The organism is Methylocystis parvus OBBP, assembly GCF_027571405.1.
Lineage (GTDB): Bacteria > Pseudomonadota > Alphaproteobacteria > Rhizobiales > Beijerinckiaceae > Methylocystis > Methylocystis parva.
The window spans coordinates 16,001-33,109 of the sequence record NZ_CP092968.1; the positions used below are offsets into that span (position 1 = coordinate 16,001).

Consider the following 17,109-nt stretch of genomic DNA (forward strand, 5'->3'; position numbering starts at 1 on the left):
TGTGCGAAGAATCTGCACAAGCTCGTCTAAGGCTTTTCAATGCCCCGCAGGTGGTTGCCGACAGTCTTGTTCGTGCTGGCGTTGGCCGTTCAGGCCTTCCTGCCGGTCGCGAACGGCGTCGCCGCAGCGCGCGGCGTCGATGTGCACGGCCTGAGCGAAATCTGCCTGAAGGCGGGCAGCCCGGGTCATGATCATGGCCCGGCCGGTCACGCTCACGGGACTCACGATTGCGCCCTGTGTCAGGCTTTCTGCGACGGCGTCGCGCCGGTCGCGGCGAAGCCTGTCCTGCTCGGCATGGCGCCCGTCCAATGGAGAGACATCCGTTGGACGGTGGCGGACCGCGCCCTGCCCGCGCCCCCGCGCGATTATGACCGTCAGGCGCGCGCGCCGCCAAGTTTCTCCTGATCCACTCATCTCCGCGTCATCGGGATGTCACGCGTAGCGCATATGCGCACGCGCGCCCCGAGGCCGGGCAACGATTGGAGCCGTCCGAGGACGGCGATGCGGGAGAATTCTCATGCAGAAGAAGCGGCCGAGCGGTCGCGATTGCGCGCTGGCGCAGTCGGCCCTCGAAACTCTGAAAGAACGGGAGAGACGCGAGCAGGAGCTTGTCGCCTCCGCGTCTCCGGCCATCGCGCCGGTTGTCGCCATGTGGCGGGACGCCCGTAAGGGCGCGATCCGCCTCATCGATCTCGAGCGCCGCGCGCGCTTTGCGCGTCTTGCGGTTTAGAGCGCTCCAGTTACCGGCTGCGGTTGGACGGCACCCGCCCGAACGCAGCCTGGATTCGGGACAAATCGATCCTAAGATGAAGCCTGCCTTCCCTCCATCCTTCCCGCCCGGCGCGGCGAGCGGCCTCGCCCGCGCGCTGCTGCTTGCGGCGGCCCTGCTGGCGAGCGCGCCCTTTGCGGCCCCGTTCGCCTTGGGGCTGAGCGGGACCAAGGAGCGAATTGCGTCGGCTTTCGTGTGTTTCGCGTCGGGCGCGCCCATGCCCGACGCGCAAAAGGGGCGACCGGGCCCCGCCAGCGACCGCGGCATTGATTGCGTCCTGTGCCAGACGCTCTGCCGCGGCGTGGCGCCCATGGCGGCGCGGCCCGGTCTCGTCGGCGCGACGCCCATCCTCGGCGACTCCCTCCGCTCGAGGATGGTGGCGGACCGCGTTGCGCCGACGCCCAGGCCCCTTTTGTCCAACCGGGCGCGGGCGCCTCCGTCCTCCCTGACGTAAGCCCTCAAGCGGATTTGCGTCGACGCTTGCGACCTCCTTGGGGCGTCGACGCGAATCCCGGGTCGTCAATCGCCGCCGCGCGCGGCATGGGAGAAACGCATGTCCGAGACAATCTTCACCGTCAGCCTGGAAATCATCGCCGCGATTCTGTCCGCAAGCGTCTTCGTCGCCGATTGCCTCCGTCACGAGATGGACGCGGCAAAAGTGCGGATCGCCGTAAGGAAGCCGGTTCGCTAAGCGCCCGTGCGGGTTCGCCAAAGGCTCGCGCTTGCGCCGATCTGAAATTCGTCAGCCACGACCGGCGGCGGCGAGGCCCGCCGCCAAATCGTCGATCAGATCGTCGGCGTCCTCCAGTCCGATCGAAAGACGCAGCATGCCGTCGGTGATTCCGAGCGTTGCGCGGGCTTCGGGCGTGAGGCGCTGATGGGTCGTCGTCGCGGGATGGGTGACAAGGCTCTTGGCGTCTCCAAGATTGTTGGAGATCTTGACGACCTGCAAGGCGTTAGCGAGCCTGAAGGCCGCTTCCTTGCTCTCCAGAAGGAAACTCACCAGCGTGCCGCCGCCGAGCATCTGCCTGCGCGCCAGCTCAGCCTGGGGATGGTCCTTGCGGAAGGGGTAGAGCACCTTCGTCACGCCCTTCTGCTCCGCGAGGAAGTCCGCGACCTTCGCGGCGCTCGCCGCCTGCTGACCGACGCGCAGAGGCAGCGTTTCTAGTCCCTTCAGCATCACCCAGGCGTTGAAGGGCGACATTGCGGGGCCGGTCTGGCGCAGGAAATTATGGATGTTCTCCTCGATGATCGCCTGAGAGGAAAGGATGACGCCGCCGAGACATCTTCCCTGACCGTCAATATGCTTCGTCGCCGAATAGACGACGACGTCCGCGCCGAAATCGAAGGGCTTTTGCAGGAGGGGCGTCGCGAAGACATTGTCGACCACGAGCCGCGCGCCGGCATTGTGGGCGACGTCGGCGATGGCCTTGAGGTCGTATATTTCGAGGCCCGGATTGGTGGGGCTTTCGAGGAAGAAGAGCTTGGTCTCCGGGCGGACCGCCGCCTTCCATTGCGCGAGATCCGCTCCGTCCACGAGAGTCGAACTCACGCCGAAGCGCGGAAGCAGATCCTCCACGACATAGAGGCAGGAGCCGAAAAGCGCGCGGGCCGCCACCACATGGTCGCCCGCCTTCACCTGCGCCATCATGGCGGCGGTGACGGCGGCCATGCCGCTCGCCGTGGCGCGGGCGGCCTCGGCTCCTTCGAGCAGGCACATGCGCTGCTCGAACATGGCGACGGTCGGGTTGGAGAAGCGCGAATAGATGAAGCCCGGATCGTCGCCCTTGAAGCGCGCCTCGGCCGCCTCCATCGTCGGATAGGCGAAGCTCTGCGTTAAAAACATCGCTTCGGAGATTTCGCCGAAAGAGGAGCGCGTCGTCCCGCCATGGACGAGCAATGTCGCCGGCTTCAGCTTGCGGGGGGCGTCCGTCATTCTCTTCTCCCTCGGGCGCATATGATGCGCCGAAACATGGGCGCGCTAGGGCGCGCGGACAAAAATACGGGCTTCCGTCGGGAGACCCGGCCTTTTAGCGCTTTGTTTTTCGTGGCGGCAAGCCGGCCGGCTCAAATAACCACGGCTCAGTAATCCGAAATGGCGGGCGGCGTGTCAATCGTCTCTTTGACGCCGTCAGGGCAGGCCATATCCCGCAGGGACGCCAAAACCCTTCGCTTCATGCCCGGCGACCAGTCTTTCTTTCCGGGCCAGAGATGGACCCGCGGCGCGGTAAAGGCTATTCGGAAGAGCAGGGGCGTCTGCTCTAGCTCGCCGGCGGCGCCCGTTTCCTTGCGGGCGGTTCGTTTCGAGTCAGGGGACGGCGCGTCATGACGCCTTTGGACAAAAAGCGGGGCGGCGTCCTCTCCAGCCGGCAGATTCATTTCATGGCGGAGACCGGAGCCATTCGCGCCGCCGCGCCGCTCGCCCGTGGGCAGATTCAGCCGGCGAGCCTCGATCTGCGGCTCGGCCCCAAGGCCTACCGCGTTCGCGCGAGCTTCCTGCCCGGCAAGGAGCGCGGGGTCGGCGACATTCTCGCGGCGCTCGCCTATGACGAGATGTCTCTCGAGGGCGAAGGCGCGATCCTCGAGCGCGGCTGCGTTTATGTCGTGCCCCTCACGGAGAGCCTGGGGCTGGCGGGAGACGTTTCCGGCGCCGCGAACCCCAAAAGTTCGACGGGCCGCCTCGATATCTTCACCCGCCTCATCACCGATCGCGGCGAACGTTTCGACGAGGTGGAGCCGGGCTATTGCGGACCTCTTTACGCCGAGGTCTCGCCGCGCAGCTTTTCGGTGCGCGTGCGCAAGGGTTCGCGCCTCAACCAGTTGCGCTTCCGCGCACGTCCCGAGGGGCAGATCGGCTTCGCGCTGACGGATGCGGCGCTCGCCGCGATTCACGAAAAGACGCCGCTCGTCGACGACGCGCTCAATCTGCGCGACGGCGTCGTGCTGCGCGTCGCCCTGGGCTGCGACGCATTCGGCGGGATCATCGGCTATCGCGCGCAGAAACATACGGACGTCATCGACGTCGATAATGTGAGCGCCTATCGGATCGACGATTACTGGGATCGCCTGCCGGCGCGCGACGGCCGGCTGATCCTCGATCCGGGCGATTTCTACATCCTCGCCTCGCGCGAGCGGCTCGCCATTCCGCCCGACATCGCCGCCGAAATGGCGCCGATGGACGCCGCCATTGGCGAGTTTCGCGTGCATTACGCCGGATTCTTCGACCCCGGTTTCGGCGCGGGCGGAGACGGCCTGCCCGGCGCGCGCGCGGTGCTCGAGGTCCGTTCGCGCGAAGTGCCCTTCATTCTGGAAGATGGTCAATTCATCGGCCGGCTTGTCTATGAGCGCATGGCGGAGACGCCTCGGGCGCTTTATGGCGAGGAGGGCGCTTCCAATTATCAGGGGCAGGGGCTGAAGCTCTCAAAGCATTTCTGCGTGGAGTAGCCATAAGCGGCGGCGCGTGCGCGGACGTTTGCGTTAAGCACGACTTGTCACTCTTCGGAAATGCTTTCGGCCTTAAGCTCGCGCCGAATGTCGGATGAATTTTCGATCGATCGCCCGTTTCCGCATATGCTGCGGGCGATTCTTGGCGCAGTCGGTCTTTTGGCCATCGTCGCGCCGGCGTGGGACTTCAGGCGCGCGTTCCTGCATCCGGGCTGGCATTCGCTTTTCTTCGGCGTCATCACGCTTGGAGCCTGGGCCGTCGGCGTCGGCGGGGTCTGGGCCGCCGCCTTTGGCGAAGACCAGCGCTGGCGTGTGGATGACGGTGAGATAGAAATCGCGCGACGCAATCTCTTCCGTCGTTGGACCACGCGCCTGCGCTCAAGCGACATCGCCGAAATCTCGATAAGCGAAACGGAGTGGGACTCTCGGGCCAATACTTTCGGCGTCGTGCTGACGCTGCGGGACGGCGCGCGCTTCGAAACGGCGGGCGTCGAGACGTGCGCCGATGCGGAAGAGATCGAGCGGCGTTTGCGCGCCGCTCTGGGTCTTGCCGGATGAGCGAGGAGTCTCGCGGTCCATATATCGACGAATTTTCTGGCGGCTTTAGCATTCGAGACGCGTAGTTTCGCGGCGCGCAGGCGGCGGAAAAACGCCTTGCGCGTCTCGCCGGCGCGCTGGGTCTCGATCGATCAGCCGCGCAACGCTTTCACGCCCGCGATGAGGCGGCCCACGCCCTCCACTGCGGTATCCGGCTGAAGCGCGCCATAGGCGAGACGAAGGTTGCAGCCTCTTTCGAGGCCGAAGGCGTCGCCGGGAATGACGGCGACCTTATGCTGGCGAATAAGGCGCGTGACGTAATCTAGAGGCGCGAGCGCCGATTCGACGCGCAATAGAAAATAAAAAGCGCCTTGCGCCGGCGGGATTTGGGCGAGCCCATCTCTCTCCAGCGCGGCCAATTCGCCCAGCGCCATCGCGCGCGTCCGCGCAAGCGCGGCGACCTTTTCGTCGATGAAGGCGCGGCCGAGCGACATGGCGCCCGCGGCGGCGAACTGCGCGATGACGGGCGGGCAGATGATGACCGTGTCCTGTATCTTTCGCAGCGCGGCTCCGAGCGAAGCGGGAAAGACCATCCAGCCAATGCGCCAGCTGGCGAAGCCATAGGCCTTCGACATGGAGTAAAGCGAAATCGTATGCGCGCTCGCCCCCGGAATGGAGGCGGGCGAGAAATGGCGCGCGCCGTCATAGGTGAAATATTCATACGCCTCGTCGCTGACGTGAAAAATTCCATGTCGGGCGCAAAGCGCGTTGACCGCGCGCAGCGACTCTTCCGAATAGACCACGCCTGACGGGTTGTTCGGCGAGATCGTCACAATGGCGCGCGTGCGCGGCGTAATGGCGGCGGCGAGCGCGTCGAGATCGAGCTGATAATCGCTGTCCGTTGAAACGAGAACGGGGCGGGCGTTGGCCATTGTGATGGCCATCTCGTGATTGAAATAATAGGGCAGCGGCAGGATGACGTCGTCGCCCGGATCGAGAATGGCGAGCATGACGTTCAAGAAAGCCTGATTTCCGCCGGCCGTGACCATCACGCCATTGCCATGCGCGTCGCCCACTTCGACAGCGTTCTCGGTCGCGAGCTTCGCCGCGATTCTTTCGATCAGGGCGGGAATGCCTGCCGTTCCCTGATATTTGTGATTGTTCGGATCCGCAAAAAATCGTTCGATCGCTTCCGCGACGATCGGCGGCGGCGCGTAGTTCACCACGCCCTGACCCAGCGAAATCGTGCCCGGCGTGGCGCGGATAAGGTCGGCGATGGCGGGGATGATCGGCGTTTGGACGGCGCGGAGCCGGTTGGATTCATGCATGGGAAGCTGAGCGATTTCCAAAACGAAGCGTCGGCGGCGCTCTATTATGCGCGGCCTTCGCTGGCGCTGTCTAATTCGCGCGGGCAAGAGCGTCCGCGCTCCTCATTTCATATGCAATTCCGGATCGGATCGGCGCCGCCAGAACTCCAGCATGAGCGTCGTCGTCGTGAAGGCCAGGGGACCGAGGATCAGGCCCGCCGGGCCGAAGAGCTGGAGACCGCCCAGCATGGCGACGAAGGCCGGCGCCGTATGCAGGCGTAGCGTTTCGCCGACGAGCAAAGGACGCACGACGTTATCGGCGGTGGAAATGACGACGCCGCCCCAGAGGCCGAGCGTGATCGCGTCCGCCCAGCGTTCTTCCATGGCCAGATAGATGGTGGCGGGAATCCAGATCACGAAAGAGCCCAGCACGGGCGCGATCGACAGCACGCCCATGACGATCCCCCAAAAAAGCGGCGACGGAAAATTGAGCCACCAGAAGATGATTCCGCCGAGCATGCCCTGCAAGGCCGCGACGCTCAGCGTGCCGTAGATCATCGCATGGATCGTATCGCGCGCGCGCACGATGAGCTTGCCCGTCTCGATGGAGGAGAAGGGCGAGAGGCGGATGATCGCGTCGAGGCCGGCGCGGCGGTCGCGCAGGAAAAAGAACAGCATGTAGAACGCGAGAAGCAGCGTGATGGCCTGTCCCGTGGATTGCGTCAGCAGCGCGCCGCCATTGCTGGTGATGAAGTCGCCAATGCGGCCGGCGAGCGTTCGCAGGTCGAGTTGATCGCCGATCCAGCGCAGCCAGGGATGCGCGTCGAGAAACCCGCCCCATCTCCCGTCGGAAAAAGTGGTCCCGACATAAGCGACCCCGGTGATCGCTTCATTGATCAGCCGTTCCGAAACGAAGAGGAGCGGTCCGACGACGATGACGGCGATCAGAAAGACGGACGCCGCCGCGGCGGAATTGGCGCCGATATGCGCTTCCAGCCAGCGATGCGGCCCGATGAAGACGACCGCCAATACGAGCGCCCATGTCAGGCTTGCGAGATAGGGTTCCGCGATCAGCGCGGTGATGACGACGAAGATGGAGGTGAAGCCAAGTCGCGCGAGCAGGAAGATGTCGATCGGCTGATTCCGCGCGAAGGCCTCGCCGGTCGCGCTGTCGTCGCCTCTTTTTGGTTCCGTCATCGTTGGCCCGCCGCTGCGTCGCAGAAGTTTCAGATAGAGCGACGGGGGCTGGCAAGCGATTTCTAGAAAACGCATTCCTTTGGCGGCGTCTTGTCTTCGTCCCAGTCCGCCAGTTTCTTCAAACCTGTCTTCACCTCGATCGGTCTGCCGTCGCGCTTGCCCTTGCCGGTCAGGAAATTCAGATCGCAGCTATGCGCGCCATTCGGTTCGACTGCGTCGTAGGCGTTGCGCGTCAATCCGGCGACCACGAGCTCCTTGTTGCGGTAGACGACGGTGATCGTCTCGTCCCAACGGTCCCGGCCAACGCCCGTATTTTCCGATTTGATGAGAAGCGAGCCTTTGGCGCTGGTTTCGAGAGAGGGGAGCGCGCCCCACATGCCGCCGCTCCAGGCGATGTTTTTCTTGATGAGCGCAGGTTTCGCCGGCGTCGCCGCGCCACGCGTCCCGTCGAGATTCCGGTAGACGAAAAGATCCGCGCCCATGTCGCCATTTTCCACCAGCACGGCGCGGTCGGCGTCGCCGGCCTCGAAAGAAAGCGTCACTGAGGAAACGACGCGGGAATAATCGGGCTCGGCCCGCGTAGCGGAGACGGCGAGCAAGACGGACGAAGCGAGATAAAATTTGCGCATGTCATGCCCCAAAAATGAAAAAGCCGCCCGATAACGCCGGGCGGCTCCAGGTTGAAATGTGCGGTCGATCACTCGCCGCTCGCGGCGGCGGCTTCCTTCTCGGCCTTTTCCTTGGCTTCGAGATCTTCGCCCGTCTCCTGATCGACGACGCGCATGGAGAGGCGCACCTTGCCGCGGTCGTCGAAGCCGAGCAGCTTCACCTTCACGCGGTCGCCTTCCTTCACGACGTCGGTCGTCTTCGCCACGCGCTGCTTGGAGAGCTGCGAGATGTGGACGAGGCCGTCCTTGGCGCCGAAGAAGTTCACGAAGGCGCCGAAATCGGCGGTCTTCACGACCGTGCCCTCATAGATCATGCCGACCTCCGGATCGGAGGCGATGGACTTGATCCAGTTGATCGCGGCCTTGATCGAATTGCCGTCGCTGGAGGCGACCTTCACCGTGCCGTCGTCCTCGATATTGATCTTGGCGCCGGTCTTTTCGACGATCTCGCGGATGACCTTGCCGCCCGAGCCGATCACGTCGCGGATCTTGTCGGTCGGAATCTTCAGCGTCTCGATGCGCGGGGCGAACTCGCCGAGCTCCGCGCGCGACGAGGTGAGGGCCTTCGCCATTTCGCCGAGGATATGCAGGCGACCGTCCTTGGCCTGGCCAAGGGCGACGCGCATGATCTCCTCGGTGATGCCGGCGATTTTGATGTCCATTTGCAGCGAGGTCACGCCCGCCGCCGTGCCGGCGACCTTGAAGTCCATGTCCCCGAGATGATCTTCGTCGCCGAGAATGTCGGACAGAACCGCGAAGCGTTCGCCTTCGAGGATGAGGCCCATCGCGATGCCGGCCGTCGGCGATTTGATCGGCACGCCGGCGTCCATCAGCGCGAGCGAGGCGCCGCAGACCGTGGCCATCGAGGACGAGCCGTTCGACTCGGTGATCTCGGAGACGACGCGCAGCGTATAGGGGAACTCGGCCGCCGCCGGCAGCATCGGACGGATGGCGCGCCAGGCGAGCTTGCCGTGGCCGATCTCGCGGCGGCCCGGCGAGCCCATGCGGCCCGTCTCGCCGACGGAGTAGGGCGGGAAGTTATAATGGAGCAGGAAGCGCTCCTTATAGGTGCCCTCGAGCGAGTCGACGAACTGCTCGTCCTCAGCGGTGCCGAGCGTCGCGACGACCAGCGCCTGCGTCTCGCCGCGGGTGAAGAGCGCCGAGCCATGGGTGCGCGGCAGGACGCCGACTTCGGCGACGATCGGACGAACGGTCTTCACGTCGCGGCCGTCAATGCGGACGCCCGTGTCGAGAATGTTCCAGCGGACAACCTTGGCCTGAAGCTCCTTGAAAACTTCGGCGACTTCTTCCTTGGTGAAGTTCGTCGTCTCGCCTTCCGGGAAGATCGCCGCCAGGACCTTCGCCTTCACCGCGTCGACGGCGGCGTAACGGTCCTGCTTGACGGTGAACTTGTAGGCCGCGCGCAGCTCGGCCTCGGCGATATTGGAGACGAGCGCCGCGACTTCGGAGTTGTCCGGAACCATGAGATCGCGCGGATCCTTGGCGGCGCGCTCGGCGAGGCGGATGATGGCGTCGATCACGGGCTGGAAGCCGCGATGGCCGGTCATGACCGCTTCGAGCATCACCTCTTCCGAAAGCTCCTTGGCCTCCGACTCGACCATCAGCACAGCTTCCTGCGTGCCGGCGACGACGAGGTCGAGATCGGAGAGCTTCATCTCCTCGATCGTCGGATTGAGCTTGAGCTGGCCGTTAATATAGCCGACGCGGGCGCCGCCCACGGGGCCCATGAAGGGTACGCCCGAAAGCGTCAGCGCCGCCGAGGCGGCGACCATGGCGAGAATGTCCGGGTCGTTTTCGAGATCATGCGACAGAACGGTCACGATGACCTGCGTGTCGCAGCGATAGCCGTCGGGGAAAAGCGGGCGGATCGGACGGTCGATGAGGCGGGAGACGAGCGTCTCGCGCTCGGAGGGACGGCCCTCGCGTTTGAAATAGCCGCCCGGAATGCGGCCGGCGGCGAAGGCCTTTTCCTGGTAGTTCACGGTGAGCGGGAAGAAATCCTGGCCCGGCTTGGGAGCCTTGGCGGAGACGACGGTGGCGAGCACCGTGGTTTCGCCCCAGGTGGCGACGACGGCGCCGTCGGCCTGACGGGCGACCTTGCCGGTCTCGAGGACGAGCGTGCGGCCGGCCCAGTCGAGTTCTTCGCGGTGGATTTGGAACATGCGTGGTCTTTCTCTGATGAACCCCTGCGGGTCGTCATGAGCAAGACGGCGAGAAGCTGCGGAAGCGTTGTTTTTCGTTTTTTCGTCCACGCAGCGTCCGGCGATCCTGCCATGACGTTTGTTCGCGTCGGGTCTGTTGCGGGCGCGGCGCGCCCTCTCAAAAGGCGAAAGCGGCGCAGTGGCGCGCCGCTTTCGCGAGGCGTATCAGCGGCGAATGCCGAGCCGCTCGATCAGGCTCTTATAGCGGGCTTCGTCCCGCTTCTTGACGTAGTCGAGAAGCTGGCGGCGCTGGGACACGAGCTTCAGAAGACCGCGACGCGAGTGATTGTCCTTCGCATGCGTCTTGAAGTGCTCGGTGAGGTTGACGATGCGCTCCGTGAGGATCGCGACCTGGACCTCGGGAGAGCCGGTGTCGTCGGATTTGGTGGCGTATTCCTTGATGAGCGTCTGCTTGCGCTCGGCAGTGATCGACATCCGTCTTTATCCTTATGTTTGAAAGTTTTCCGCTTGGCGCGGCCTTGGCCGGGATGTCGTCCAGCGAGGTCGCCTCAAAGCGGCGCCGCCCGGCTGGGCCGGGCGTGCGGGGGCCTTATAGCAGGTTTTGGCGGAAAGGGTAGGGGCGCGATGCGTCGCGGCACTATACCGGTCAGGGAAAGCTTCCCGCGAAAGACGATTGCCGGAAAGGCGACGCCGCCAACCGGCCTCATCAAACACCGTTTCTCGGCGTCCACGAAACCGGCAGCAGCTCAATAGACATAATCGCGGGTCGTGAAGCCCATGAGGGCGAAAGCGGGCGCGAGGACCAAAGCGCGCGCCACAACGCGTCGGGAAAACTGAAATTCGCCCAATAAAGTCCCCCAAAACCGATCTGCGCCCTCGAAGGCGATCGGCCTCCCGCTATTCCTTAATCAAACCGCGCGCAGCCCGCGCGCTCCGCTCAAGCTAGCGAAAGCGTGGCGCGCGTCAATCCGGCAGGCGCCGAGATTTCAGCCCTTTCGCTTATCCGCGCCTCCCGCCGCGCGAGTCGCGCCATGTGAGCCGGCGCATGTGACGCGGGGGCGTCGTCGTGACAATTTCTCCCCCCGGTCTTCCGGCTGCTGGGAGAATTGTAATGAAACGCATCTTGCTCGGCCTGGCGCTCTGCTGCGCCGCTTCGGCCGCTTGCGCGGCGGAGATTTCATCCGCCTATGCGCAGATCGACATTCGCAAGGACTGCCGGCATCGCGCGGGCGTCGCCGTGGAGGATTACGGCGATTGGCGCTGCAAGGGCTATGCGGGCATGCCGATCTGGTTCGGGGCCGGCGATCAGCGCATGTATGTGAGCTTCGGGAAGAAGGCGAAAGACGAGCCGGCGGCGGGTGAAACGCTCGGACCCTTCAACGACTTCTACGACGGGACCATCGAATGGCGTCTTACGGAGGGCAAGCCTTTCGCGGCGATCATGCGCTGGAACTACAAGACGCCGGCCGAGATCGACAAGCCCACGACGAGCGGCCGGGTTCTGGTCGTCACCCGTCTGCCGCCGGGGACCGTTTGCCATGTCGGTTATGTCGATGCGCGCGCCAATCCCGACGCCAACGAACTTGCGCGCGAGATCGCCGACAAGCATGCGAAGAATTTCGTCTGCGGCAGGGACAAGCCTGTCGTCCTCGGCAAAGCCGGACCCGAGCTGAAGTGATCAGGCGCCCTTGTCGGGCGCGATGATCTCGCCGTCGCCATGCAGCAGCCGGCGCACGAAGGATTGCGCCTCCGGTTTCGCCTTCGGCGAAGCGAGAGCCGACATGACGCCCGCCGCGAGGCCGAGCGTCGCGCCGGCCAGAGCGGAAAGGCCGTAGACTTCGATCTTGCGGGCCGGTCCTGCGAGGATCAGCGCGCCGATGAGCCCCGCCGCGCCGCCTAAAAGCGCCGCCAGCGCCTCTCGGTCGCCCGCGCGCTCCCAGAAGAGGAGCGCGACGGCCGGCGCGACGCACGCGGCCGAGATGGCGAGGGCGAGCGCGATGAGCCCCCCTGGCGTCACGATCTGCGTGACGCTCGCGACATAGCTCGCCGTCGCGACGACGACGAGGGCGAGGCGCGTAATGGCGAGGCGTCGGCTGGTGAGGTCGATTTCGCCGCGCATCCGGTACAGGGCGTCATTGCCCACCGCCGCGCCGCAGGCCTGCAGGCCCATGGCGGCGAGCGCGAGGCCGAAGGCGACGATGGCGGAGGCGAGGAGGCCGGACGCCGCCGCGCCGAGATCCGTCGCGCCAGGCAGCGCGCCAAGGAGATAAAGCCCGTCGAGCGGCCGCACGTCCGTCGCGCGCAAGGGCGCGCCGGGGCCGATCTTTTGGGCCGCGCAAGCGCGCTGCGCCTGGGACGGCGTGCGCGCCCGGGCGTCGCAGATCGCGACGAGCCCGCGACCGCTCGCAGCGTAGATTTGCTCCGGCAGGCGTTCGGCGGTCTGCCCGGAGACGGAAGCGGCGAGGCTCAAAGCCGAGGCGGCGATCGCCGCGGCGAGGAACAGAGCGAAAATGACGCTCCATCCGAAGGCAGCGACGCCGGAGGCGCGCGCGGCGCCGACATTGTCGGTCGTCACGGCCGGCGCGAGGACCGGCGCCAGCGCGCCGACGCCCATGGCCATGGCGAGCGTGGCGGCGAGCTCCACCTCGAGACCCATGGGCGAGGGCATGAGGCGCCAGCCGGAGAGAAGGCTCGAAGCCTCTCGCCAGCCCGGGCCGCCAAGCAGGCCGATGGGAAGCTCGCCCTGAAAGCTGAGCGCGAGGATGGGCCAGCCCAGGCCGAGAAGCGCGACGCCCGCCGCCGCCGCCGCCGCCCAGATGGCGGCGCCCAATCCGCCGGGGCCGGCGATCACGAGTCCCGCCGCCGCAACGGCGAAGGCCGCGAAGACCGGCCCCGCGCCGGTGAGGTCGACTAAACCGTCGACGGCGATTTGCGAACCCGCGACGGCGAGGAGGCCGGAGGAAAGCGCCACCGCCGCGATGAGCCCGAAGCGCGGAGCCGCGCCGGGAAAACGCGCGGCCAGCAGGCTCGACAGCGAATAGGCGCCCGATTTTCTCAGCAGCGGGCCGAGAAAGAGCGCCGCGCCGGCAAGACCGAGAAAGGCGCCGAAAACGACGCCGAGCCCCCATGAACGGCCGGCGAGCCGCGTCGCGAAGGGCAGCAGAAGCGCCACGGCGACGGCGGCGTTGGCGAAGCCGGAATAGGCGGCGGGCACGGCGCGCGCGCCTGCATAATAGAAAGAGACCCGCATCGAATGCAGCAGGAAGCCGATCGCGGCGAGGGCGAGCAAAGTGAACCAGGGCGGCGCCGCCGCGACGAAACGCTCCGGCGCGCCGACGCGGTCGAGCAGCGCCGTGAAGCCATAGGCGAGAAGGAAGCTCGCTGTGACGAAGGCGATGCGCGAATCCAGAATGGCGCGGTCGTAGAGAAAGGCTTCGCCGGAACGCTCGCGCATAATGGGCTCTCGCGGGATGATAGGGCGAGAGTTTAACGGAGGGGCGAGAAGGGGGGAAGGGTCGCCGCGCGGCGTAATCCAGGTAAAGCCGTCGCCTCTGGCGCGCTCATCAGCCTGAAAGGCGCGCACCGAGGCTCGCAGCTTGCGACGGGCGCCGAAGGCGTCGTCATCGCCATGCCGTGACGGGAGCGGCGCGGCCATCGACAAGCGGGCGGGCTATGGTTCATAAGGCCGCATGCCTTTTTCTTCCGACATTACGCGCTTGCGGAGCGCGGCATGAGCGCGCCCGAGCCGAAGGGCGTGGGCGTCACCACCACGGCCGTCACCGAGGACGAGGCGGGGATGCGCGTCGACCGCTGGTTCAAGCGGCGCTACCCGACGCTCGCGCTGTCCCATCTCGCCAAAATCTGCCGAAAAGGCGAGGTGCGGGTCGACGGCAAGCGCGTGGAGACCTCGACGCGGCTCGAGGAGGGCCAGAAGGTCCGCGTGCCGCCGCTCAAGATCGAGACGCCGGCTGCGCCGGCCGTGAAGCGCGCAAACCCGGAGGACGCGCAGGCGCTCGCCAACATGACGCTCTTCGAGGACAAGGATCTCATGGTCCTCAACAAGCCCTTCGGCCTCGCCACCCAGGGCGGCTCCGGCCAGAAGCGGCACATTGACGGCATGCTGGAGGCGCTGGCCAAAGGCGATTCGCGCCCCGTGCTCGTGCACCGGCTCGATCGCGATACGTCCGGCGTGCTGCTCATCGCCAAGTCCCGTCGCATGGCGGCTGACCTGGGAAAGATTTTCCGCTCCCGGCAGGCCAAGAAAATCTACTGGTCGCTGGTCGAGGGCGTGCCGAAGCCCTCTCAAGGGCGGATTTCTCTGTATCTTGCGAAAGGCGCCGGGATGGAGAAGGCCCGCGGCGGGGGCAGGGACCTCGAAAAGATGCGGGTTGCAAGGCATGGCGACGCCGACGCCCAGCATTCGCTGACCTATTACGCCATCGTCGACAAGGTGGGGCCGAAATGCGCCTGGCTGTCGATGAAGCCGCTGACCGGCCGCACGCACCAGTTGCGGGCGCACGCCGAGGCGATCGGCCATCCGATCTTCGGCGATCCAAAATATGGCCATCGCCCCGAGGACGACGTGCGCCGCCGCGACCCGCTGCGGGCCATGCCGGAGGGGCTGGAGCGCAAGCTGCATCTTCTCGCGCGCCGGCTCGTGCTGCCGCACCCGAAAGGCGGCGTGCTGGACGTCACCGCGCCGCTGCCCGACCATATGCGAAAGAGCTGGGAGACGTTCGGCTTCGACGTGAAGCACTATGATCCGATCGAGGATGCGCCGGAGGAATGAGAGAATCCACGATCCTCAAAACAATTCTCGCCCGGGGCGGCGAGCGCCGGCTTGTTATTTACCAGCGCCTGGACGGGTTGTTCACCTATGAGGAAGAGGCGCTCATGCCGCATTACGAGCCCGAACTGGCCAAGATGCTGGACGATTACAGCAAGTATTGGGTTCCGGTTTCGAGCGGGCTGACGCTGTGCGATTCCGAAAGTAAAGCAGAGCGGGAGGCCCGCGGCTCCGTGTCGTGGCTTCCGGAGTAACGCGAATGTCCGACCATCGTAGCGACTTCATCGCCGACTTCTTCGTCCCCGAAAGCGAGCGCGATCCCGTCAAGGCCGCGCGCGATCCGGCGCGTCCGCTGCCCAGGCGCTTCTATGAGGAAGCGACGATCGGGGACGCCGATGGCGGCTTCTCCATCCTGCTCGACGGCCGCCCGGTCAATACCCCGGCTCGACGCCGCGTCGTCGTTCCCTCCCGCGAGCTCGCCGAGGCCATGGCGGCCGAGTGGGCGGCGCAGGGGGAGAAGATCGACCCCGCGACCATGCCGCTGACCAAGCTCGTCAACACGACGATCGACGGCGTCGCCGGGCAGATGGCCGAGGTCGAGGCGGAACTGGTCAGATATGCCGAGTCCGACATGATCTGCTACCGCGCCGGGGAGCCCGACAGCCTTGCTGCGGCGCAAAGGGCCGGCTGGGACCCGCTCCTCGCTTTCGCGCGCGACAAGCTCGGCGCCCGGATGACGCTGGCCGAGGGGGTGATGTTCGCCGACCAGCCTCGCGACGCCATCGATGCGCTGGCCGCCGCCATTCGCGGCCATGTGGGCGAAGGGCCGGACGCGCCCTTCCGGCTCGCCGCCCTTCACGTCATGACGGCGCTCACGGGGTCCGTGATTCTCGCTCTCGCCAAGTCGTTGAATGAAATCGATCTTGAGGCTGCCTGGCGCGCCGCCCATATCGACGAGGACTTCCAGATGCGGGCATGGGGCGAGGACGCCGATGCCCTGGCGCGACGAACGGCGCGGTTCAAGGAAATGGCGGCCGCCGCCTTTGTCTCCGACAGCGTCGCCAGCGGCGGCCCGGGCGCCTGATAATTCGCCAAATAGGGTCGAATGCGCGGCATAAACCCGGGCCGGCCGTCCTTGTCTCTTGCTTTGCACAAGGGGCTGCGTTACGGAACGCGCGGCCTGGAGCTTTTCCAACCTGCGAGTTCCCGAAAAGCGGCCTTCGCCCCGCCGCAAGTCGGACCGACCGGACACGACCCAATGCCGATGCTGCTCGAACAATATATGCCGCTGGCGATCTTCATGGCGCTCTCGGCCATCATCGCTGGCGCGCTGCTCGTCGCGCCCTTCCTGCTGGCCTTCAAGGCGCCGGATCCGGAAAAGCTCTCCGCTTACGAGTGCGGCTTCAATCCGTTCAACGATTCGCGCATGAAATTCGACGTGCGCTTCTATCTGGTGTCGCTGCTCTTCATCGTGTTCGACCTGGAAGTTGCATTCCTCTTCCCCTGGGCGGTCGCCTTCAAGGAGGCGGGCGCCTTCGGTTTCTGGTCGATGATGCTGTTTCTCGGCGTGCTGACCGTCGGCTTTGTCTATGAGTGGCGCAAGGGCGCGCTGGAGTGGGATTGATGACGACGCTGATCGCTCCCGAACCCAAGGGCCTCATCGATCCGCGCACCGGCAAGCCGGTCGGCTCGGACGATCCCTTCTTCCTTCAGATCAACGAGGAGCTCGCCGACAAGGGCTTCTTCGTCACCGCAACGGACGACGTCATCAACTGGGCGCGCACCGGCTCGCTCATGTGGATGACTTTCGGCCTTGCCTGCTGCGCGGTCGAGATGATCCAGGCGGCCATGCCGCGCTACGATCTCGAGCGCTTCGGTTTCGCCCCGCGCGCGTCGCCGCGCCAGTCGGACTGCATCATCATCGCCGGCACGCTGACCAACAAGATGGCGCCGGCGCTGCGCAAGGTCTACGACCAGATGCCGGAGCCCCGCTACGTCATCTCCATGGGCTCCTGCGCAAACGGCGGCGGCTACTACCATTATTCCTATTCGGTGGTGCGCGGCTGCGACCGCATCATTCCGGTCGACGTCTATGTGCCGGGCTGCCCGCCCTCGGCCGAGGCGCTGGTTTACGGCATGCTGCTGCTGCAAAAGAAAATCCGCCGCACGGGCACGATCGAGCGGTAAGAGAAGCGAGTGGCGAATGGGGAGTAGCGAG

At 65.6% G+C, this 17,109-nt stretch carries 19 protein-coding genes and 1 riboswitch; of the genes, 12 read left to right on the top strand and 7 right to left on the bottom strand.

Going from position 1 to position 17,109, the window contains the following annotated elements; genetic code table 11:
* Positions 1-39: 39 nt before the first annotated feature.
* The 4 genes from MMG94_RS00085 to MMG94_RS00100 all read left to right on the top strand — a co-directional run bounded on the left by MMG94_RS00085 (position 40) and on the right by MMG94_RS00100 (position 1,460).
* Positions 40-405, top strand: coding sequence for a DUF2946 family protein (locus MMG94_RS00085; RefSeq protein ID WP_026016034.1), 366 nt, complete (start codon positions 40-42; stop codon positions 403-405).
* Positions 406-517: 112 nt separating this feature from the next.
* A complete protein-coding gene (locus MMG94_RS00090; RefSeq protein WP_016918428.1) occupies positions 518-730 on the top strand; it encodes a hypothetical protein in 213 nt (70 codons plus the stop codon).
* 76 nt (positions 731-806) lie between these two features.
* Entirely contained in the window at positions 807-1,223 is a 417-nt protein-coding gene (locus MMG94_RS00095; protein WP_016918429.1) for a hypothetical protein, read from the top strand.
* A gap of 99 nt (positions 1,224-1,322) precedes the next feature.
* On the top strand, positions 1,323-1,460 hold the full coding sequence (locus MMG94_RS00100) for a hypothetical protein (protein WP_016918430.1): 138 nt from the start codon (positions 1,323-1,325) through the stop codon (positions 1,458-1,460).
* Between the two features lie 51 nt (positions 1,461-1,511).
* Here MMG94_RS00100 and MMG94_RS00105 read toward each other — a convergent pair whose 3' ends face one another.
* On the bottom strand, positions 1,512-2,705 hold the full coding sequence (locus MMG94_RS00105; protein ID WP_016918431.1) for an O-succinylhomoserine sulfhydrylase: 1,194 nt from the start codon (positions 2,703-2,705) through the stop codon (positions 1,512-1,514).
* A 74-nt stretch (positions 2,706-2,779) separates the two neighbouring features.
* A riboswitch (SAM riboswitch) is annotated at positions 2,780-2,858 on the bottom strand.
* Between the two features lie 236 nt (positions 2,859-3,094).
* Between MMG94_RS00105 and MMG94_RS00110 the strand changes: the two genes are divergently transcribed.
* Positions 3,095-4,213 carry a 2'-deoxycytidine 5'-triphosphate deaminase gene (locus MMG94_RS00110; protein WP_026016036.1) on the top strand — a complete coding sequence of 373 codons (1,119 nt, stop codon included), beginning with the start codon at positions 3,095-3,097 and terminating at the stop codon, positions 4,211-4,213.
* An 87-nt stretch (positions 4,214-4,300) separates the two neighbouring features.
* Entirely contained in the window at positions 4,301-4,771 is a 471-nt protein-coding gene (locus MMG94_RS00115; RefSeq protein ID WP_016918434.1) for a PH domain-containing protein, read from the top strand.
* Positions 4,772-4,902: 131 nt separating this feature from the next.
* Here MMG94_RS00115 and MMG94_RS00120 read toward each other — a convergent pair whose 3' ends face one another.
* From MMG94_RS00120 to rpsO, 5 genes are all read right to left on the bottom strand, one after another.
* Complete coding sequence (locus MMG94_RS00120; protein WP_026016037.1) at positions 4,903-6,078, bottom strand: pyridoxal phosphate-dependent aminotransferase; 1,176 nt, start codon at positions 6,076-6,078, stop codon at positions 4,903-4,905.
* A gap of 102 nt (positions 6,079-6,180) precedes the next feature.
* Positions 6,181-7,254 (bottom strand): AI-2E family transporter, encoded by a 1,074-nt coding sequence (locus tag MMG94_RS00125; protein ID WP_154420121.1) that lies wholly within the window; start codon positions 7,252-7,254, stop codon positions 6,181-6,183.
* A 62-nt stretch (positions 7,255-7,316) separates the two neighbouring features.
* A complete protein-coding gene (locus tag MMG94_RS00130) occupies positions 7,317-7,883 on the bottom strand; it encodes a hypothetical protein (RefSeq protein ID WP_016918437.1) in 567 nt (188 codons plus the stop codon).
* A 68-nt stretch (positions 7,884-7,951) separates the two neighbouring features.
* On the bottom strand, positions 7,952-10,105 hold the full coding sequence (gene pnp / locus MMG94_RS00135) for a polyribonucleotide nucleotidyltransferase (protein WP_016918438.1): 2,154 nt from the start codon (positions 10,103-10,105) through the stop codon (positions 7,952-7,954).
* A 204-nt stretch (positions 10,106-10,309) separates the two neighbouring features.
* Positions 10,310-10,579: a 30S ribosomal protein S15 gene (gene rpsO, locus MMG94_RS00140; RefSeq protein ID WP_016918439.1), complete on the bottom strand. Its 270-nt coding sequence runs from the start codon at positions 10,577-10,579 to the stop codon at positions 10,310-10,312.
* 637 nt (positions 10,580-11,216) lie between these two features.
* Here rpsO and MMG94_RS00145 point away from each other — a divergent pair.
* Positions 11,217-11,783, top strand: coding sequence for a hypothetical protein (locus tag MMG94_RS00145; RefSeq protein WP_016918441.1), 567 nt, complete (start codon positions 11,217-11,219; stop codon positions 11,781-11,783).
* Here MMG94_RS00145 and MMG94_RS00150 read toward each other — a convergent pair whose 3' ends face one another.
* Entirely contained in the window at positions 11,784-13,559 is a 1,776-nt protein-coding gene (locus MMG94_RS00150; RefSeq protein ID WP_026016038.1) for a hypothetical protein, read from the bottom strand. It lies immediately after the preceding gene.
* A 276-nt stretch (positions 13,560-13,835) separates the two neighbouring features.
* On the opposite strand from MMG94_RS00150, the gene MMG94_RS00155 reads away from it, so the two are divergent.
* From MMG94_RS00155 to MMG94_RS00175, 5 genes are all read left to right on the top strand, one after another.
* Positions 13,836-14,894, top strand: a complete 1,059-nt coding sequence (locus MMG94_RS00155; RefSeq protein ID WP_016918443.1) for an RluA family pseudouridine synthase — start codon at positions 13,836-13,838, stop codon at positions 14,892-14,894.
* Complete coding sequence (locus MMG94_RS00160) at positions 14,891-15,145, top strand: hypothetical protein (protein WP_016918444.1); 255 nt, start codon at positions 14,891-14,893, stop codon at positions 15,143-15,145. Before MMG94_RS00155 ends, MMG94_RS00160 begins: the two co-directional genes overlap by 4 nt.
* 5 nt (positions 15,146-15,150) lie before the next feature.
* Positions 15,151-15,975 (top strand): ATP12 family chaperone protein, encoded by an 825-nt coding sequence (locus MMG94_RS00165; RefSeq protein ID WP_016918445.1) that lies wholly within the window; start codon positions 15,151-15,153, stop codon positions 15,973-15,975.
* A gap of 174 nt (positions 15,976-16,149) precedes the next feature.
* Positions 16,150-16,515, top strand: coding sequence for an NADH-quinone oxidoreductase subunit A (locus tag MMG94_RS00170; RefSeq protein ID WP_016918446.1), 366 nt, complete (start codon positions 16,150-16,152; stop codon positions 16,513-16,515).
* On the top strand, positions 16,515-17,078 hold the full coding sequence (locus tag MMG94_RS00175; protein WP_016918447.1) for a NuoB/complex I 20 kDa subunit family protein: 564 nt from the start codon (positions 16,515-16,517) through the stop codon (positions 17,076-17,078). The genes MMG94_RS00170 and MMG94_RS00175 overlap by 1 nt, the downstream gene beginning before the upstream one ends.
* The last annotated feature ends 31 nt before the right edge of the window (positions 17,079-17,109 follow it).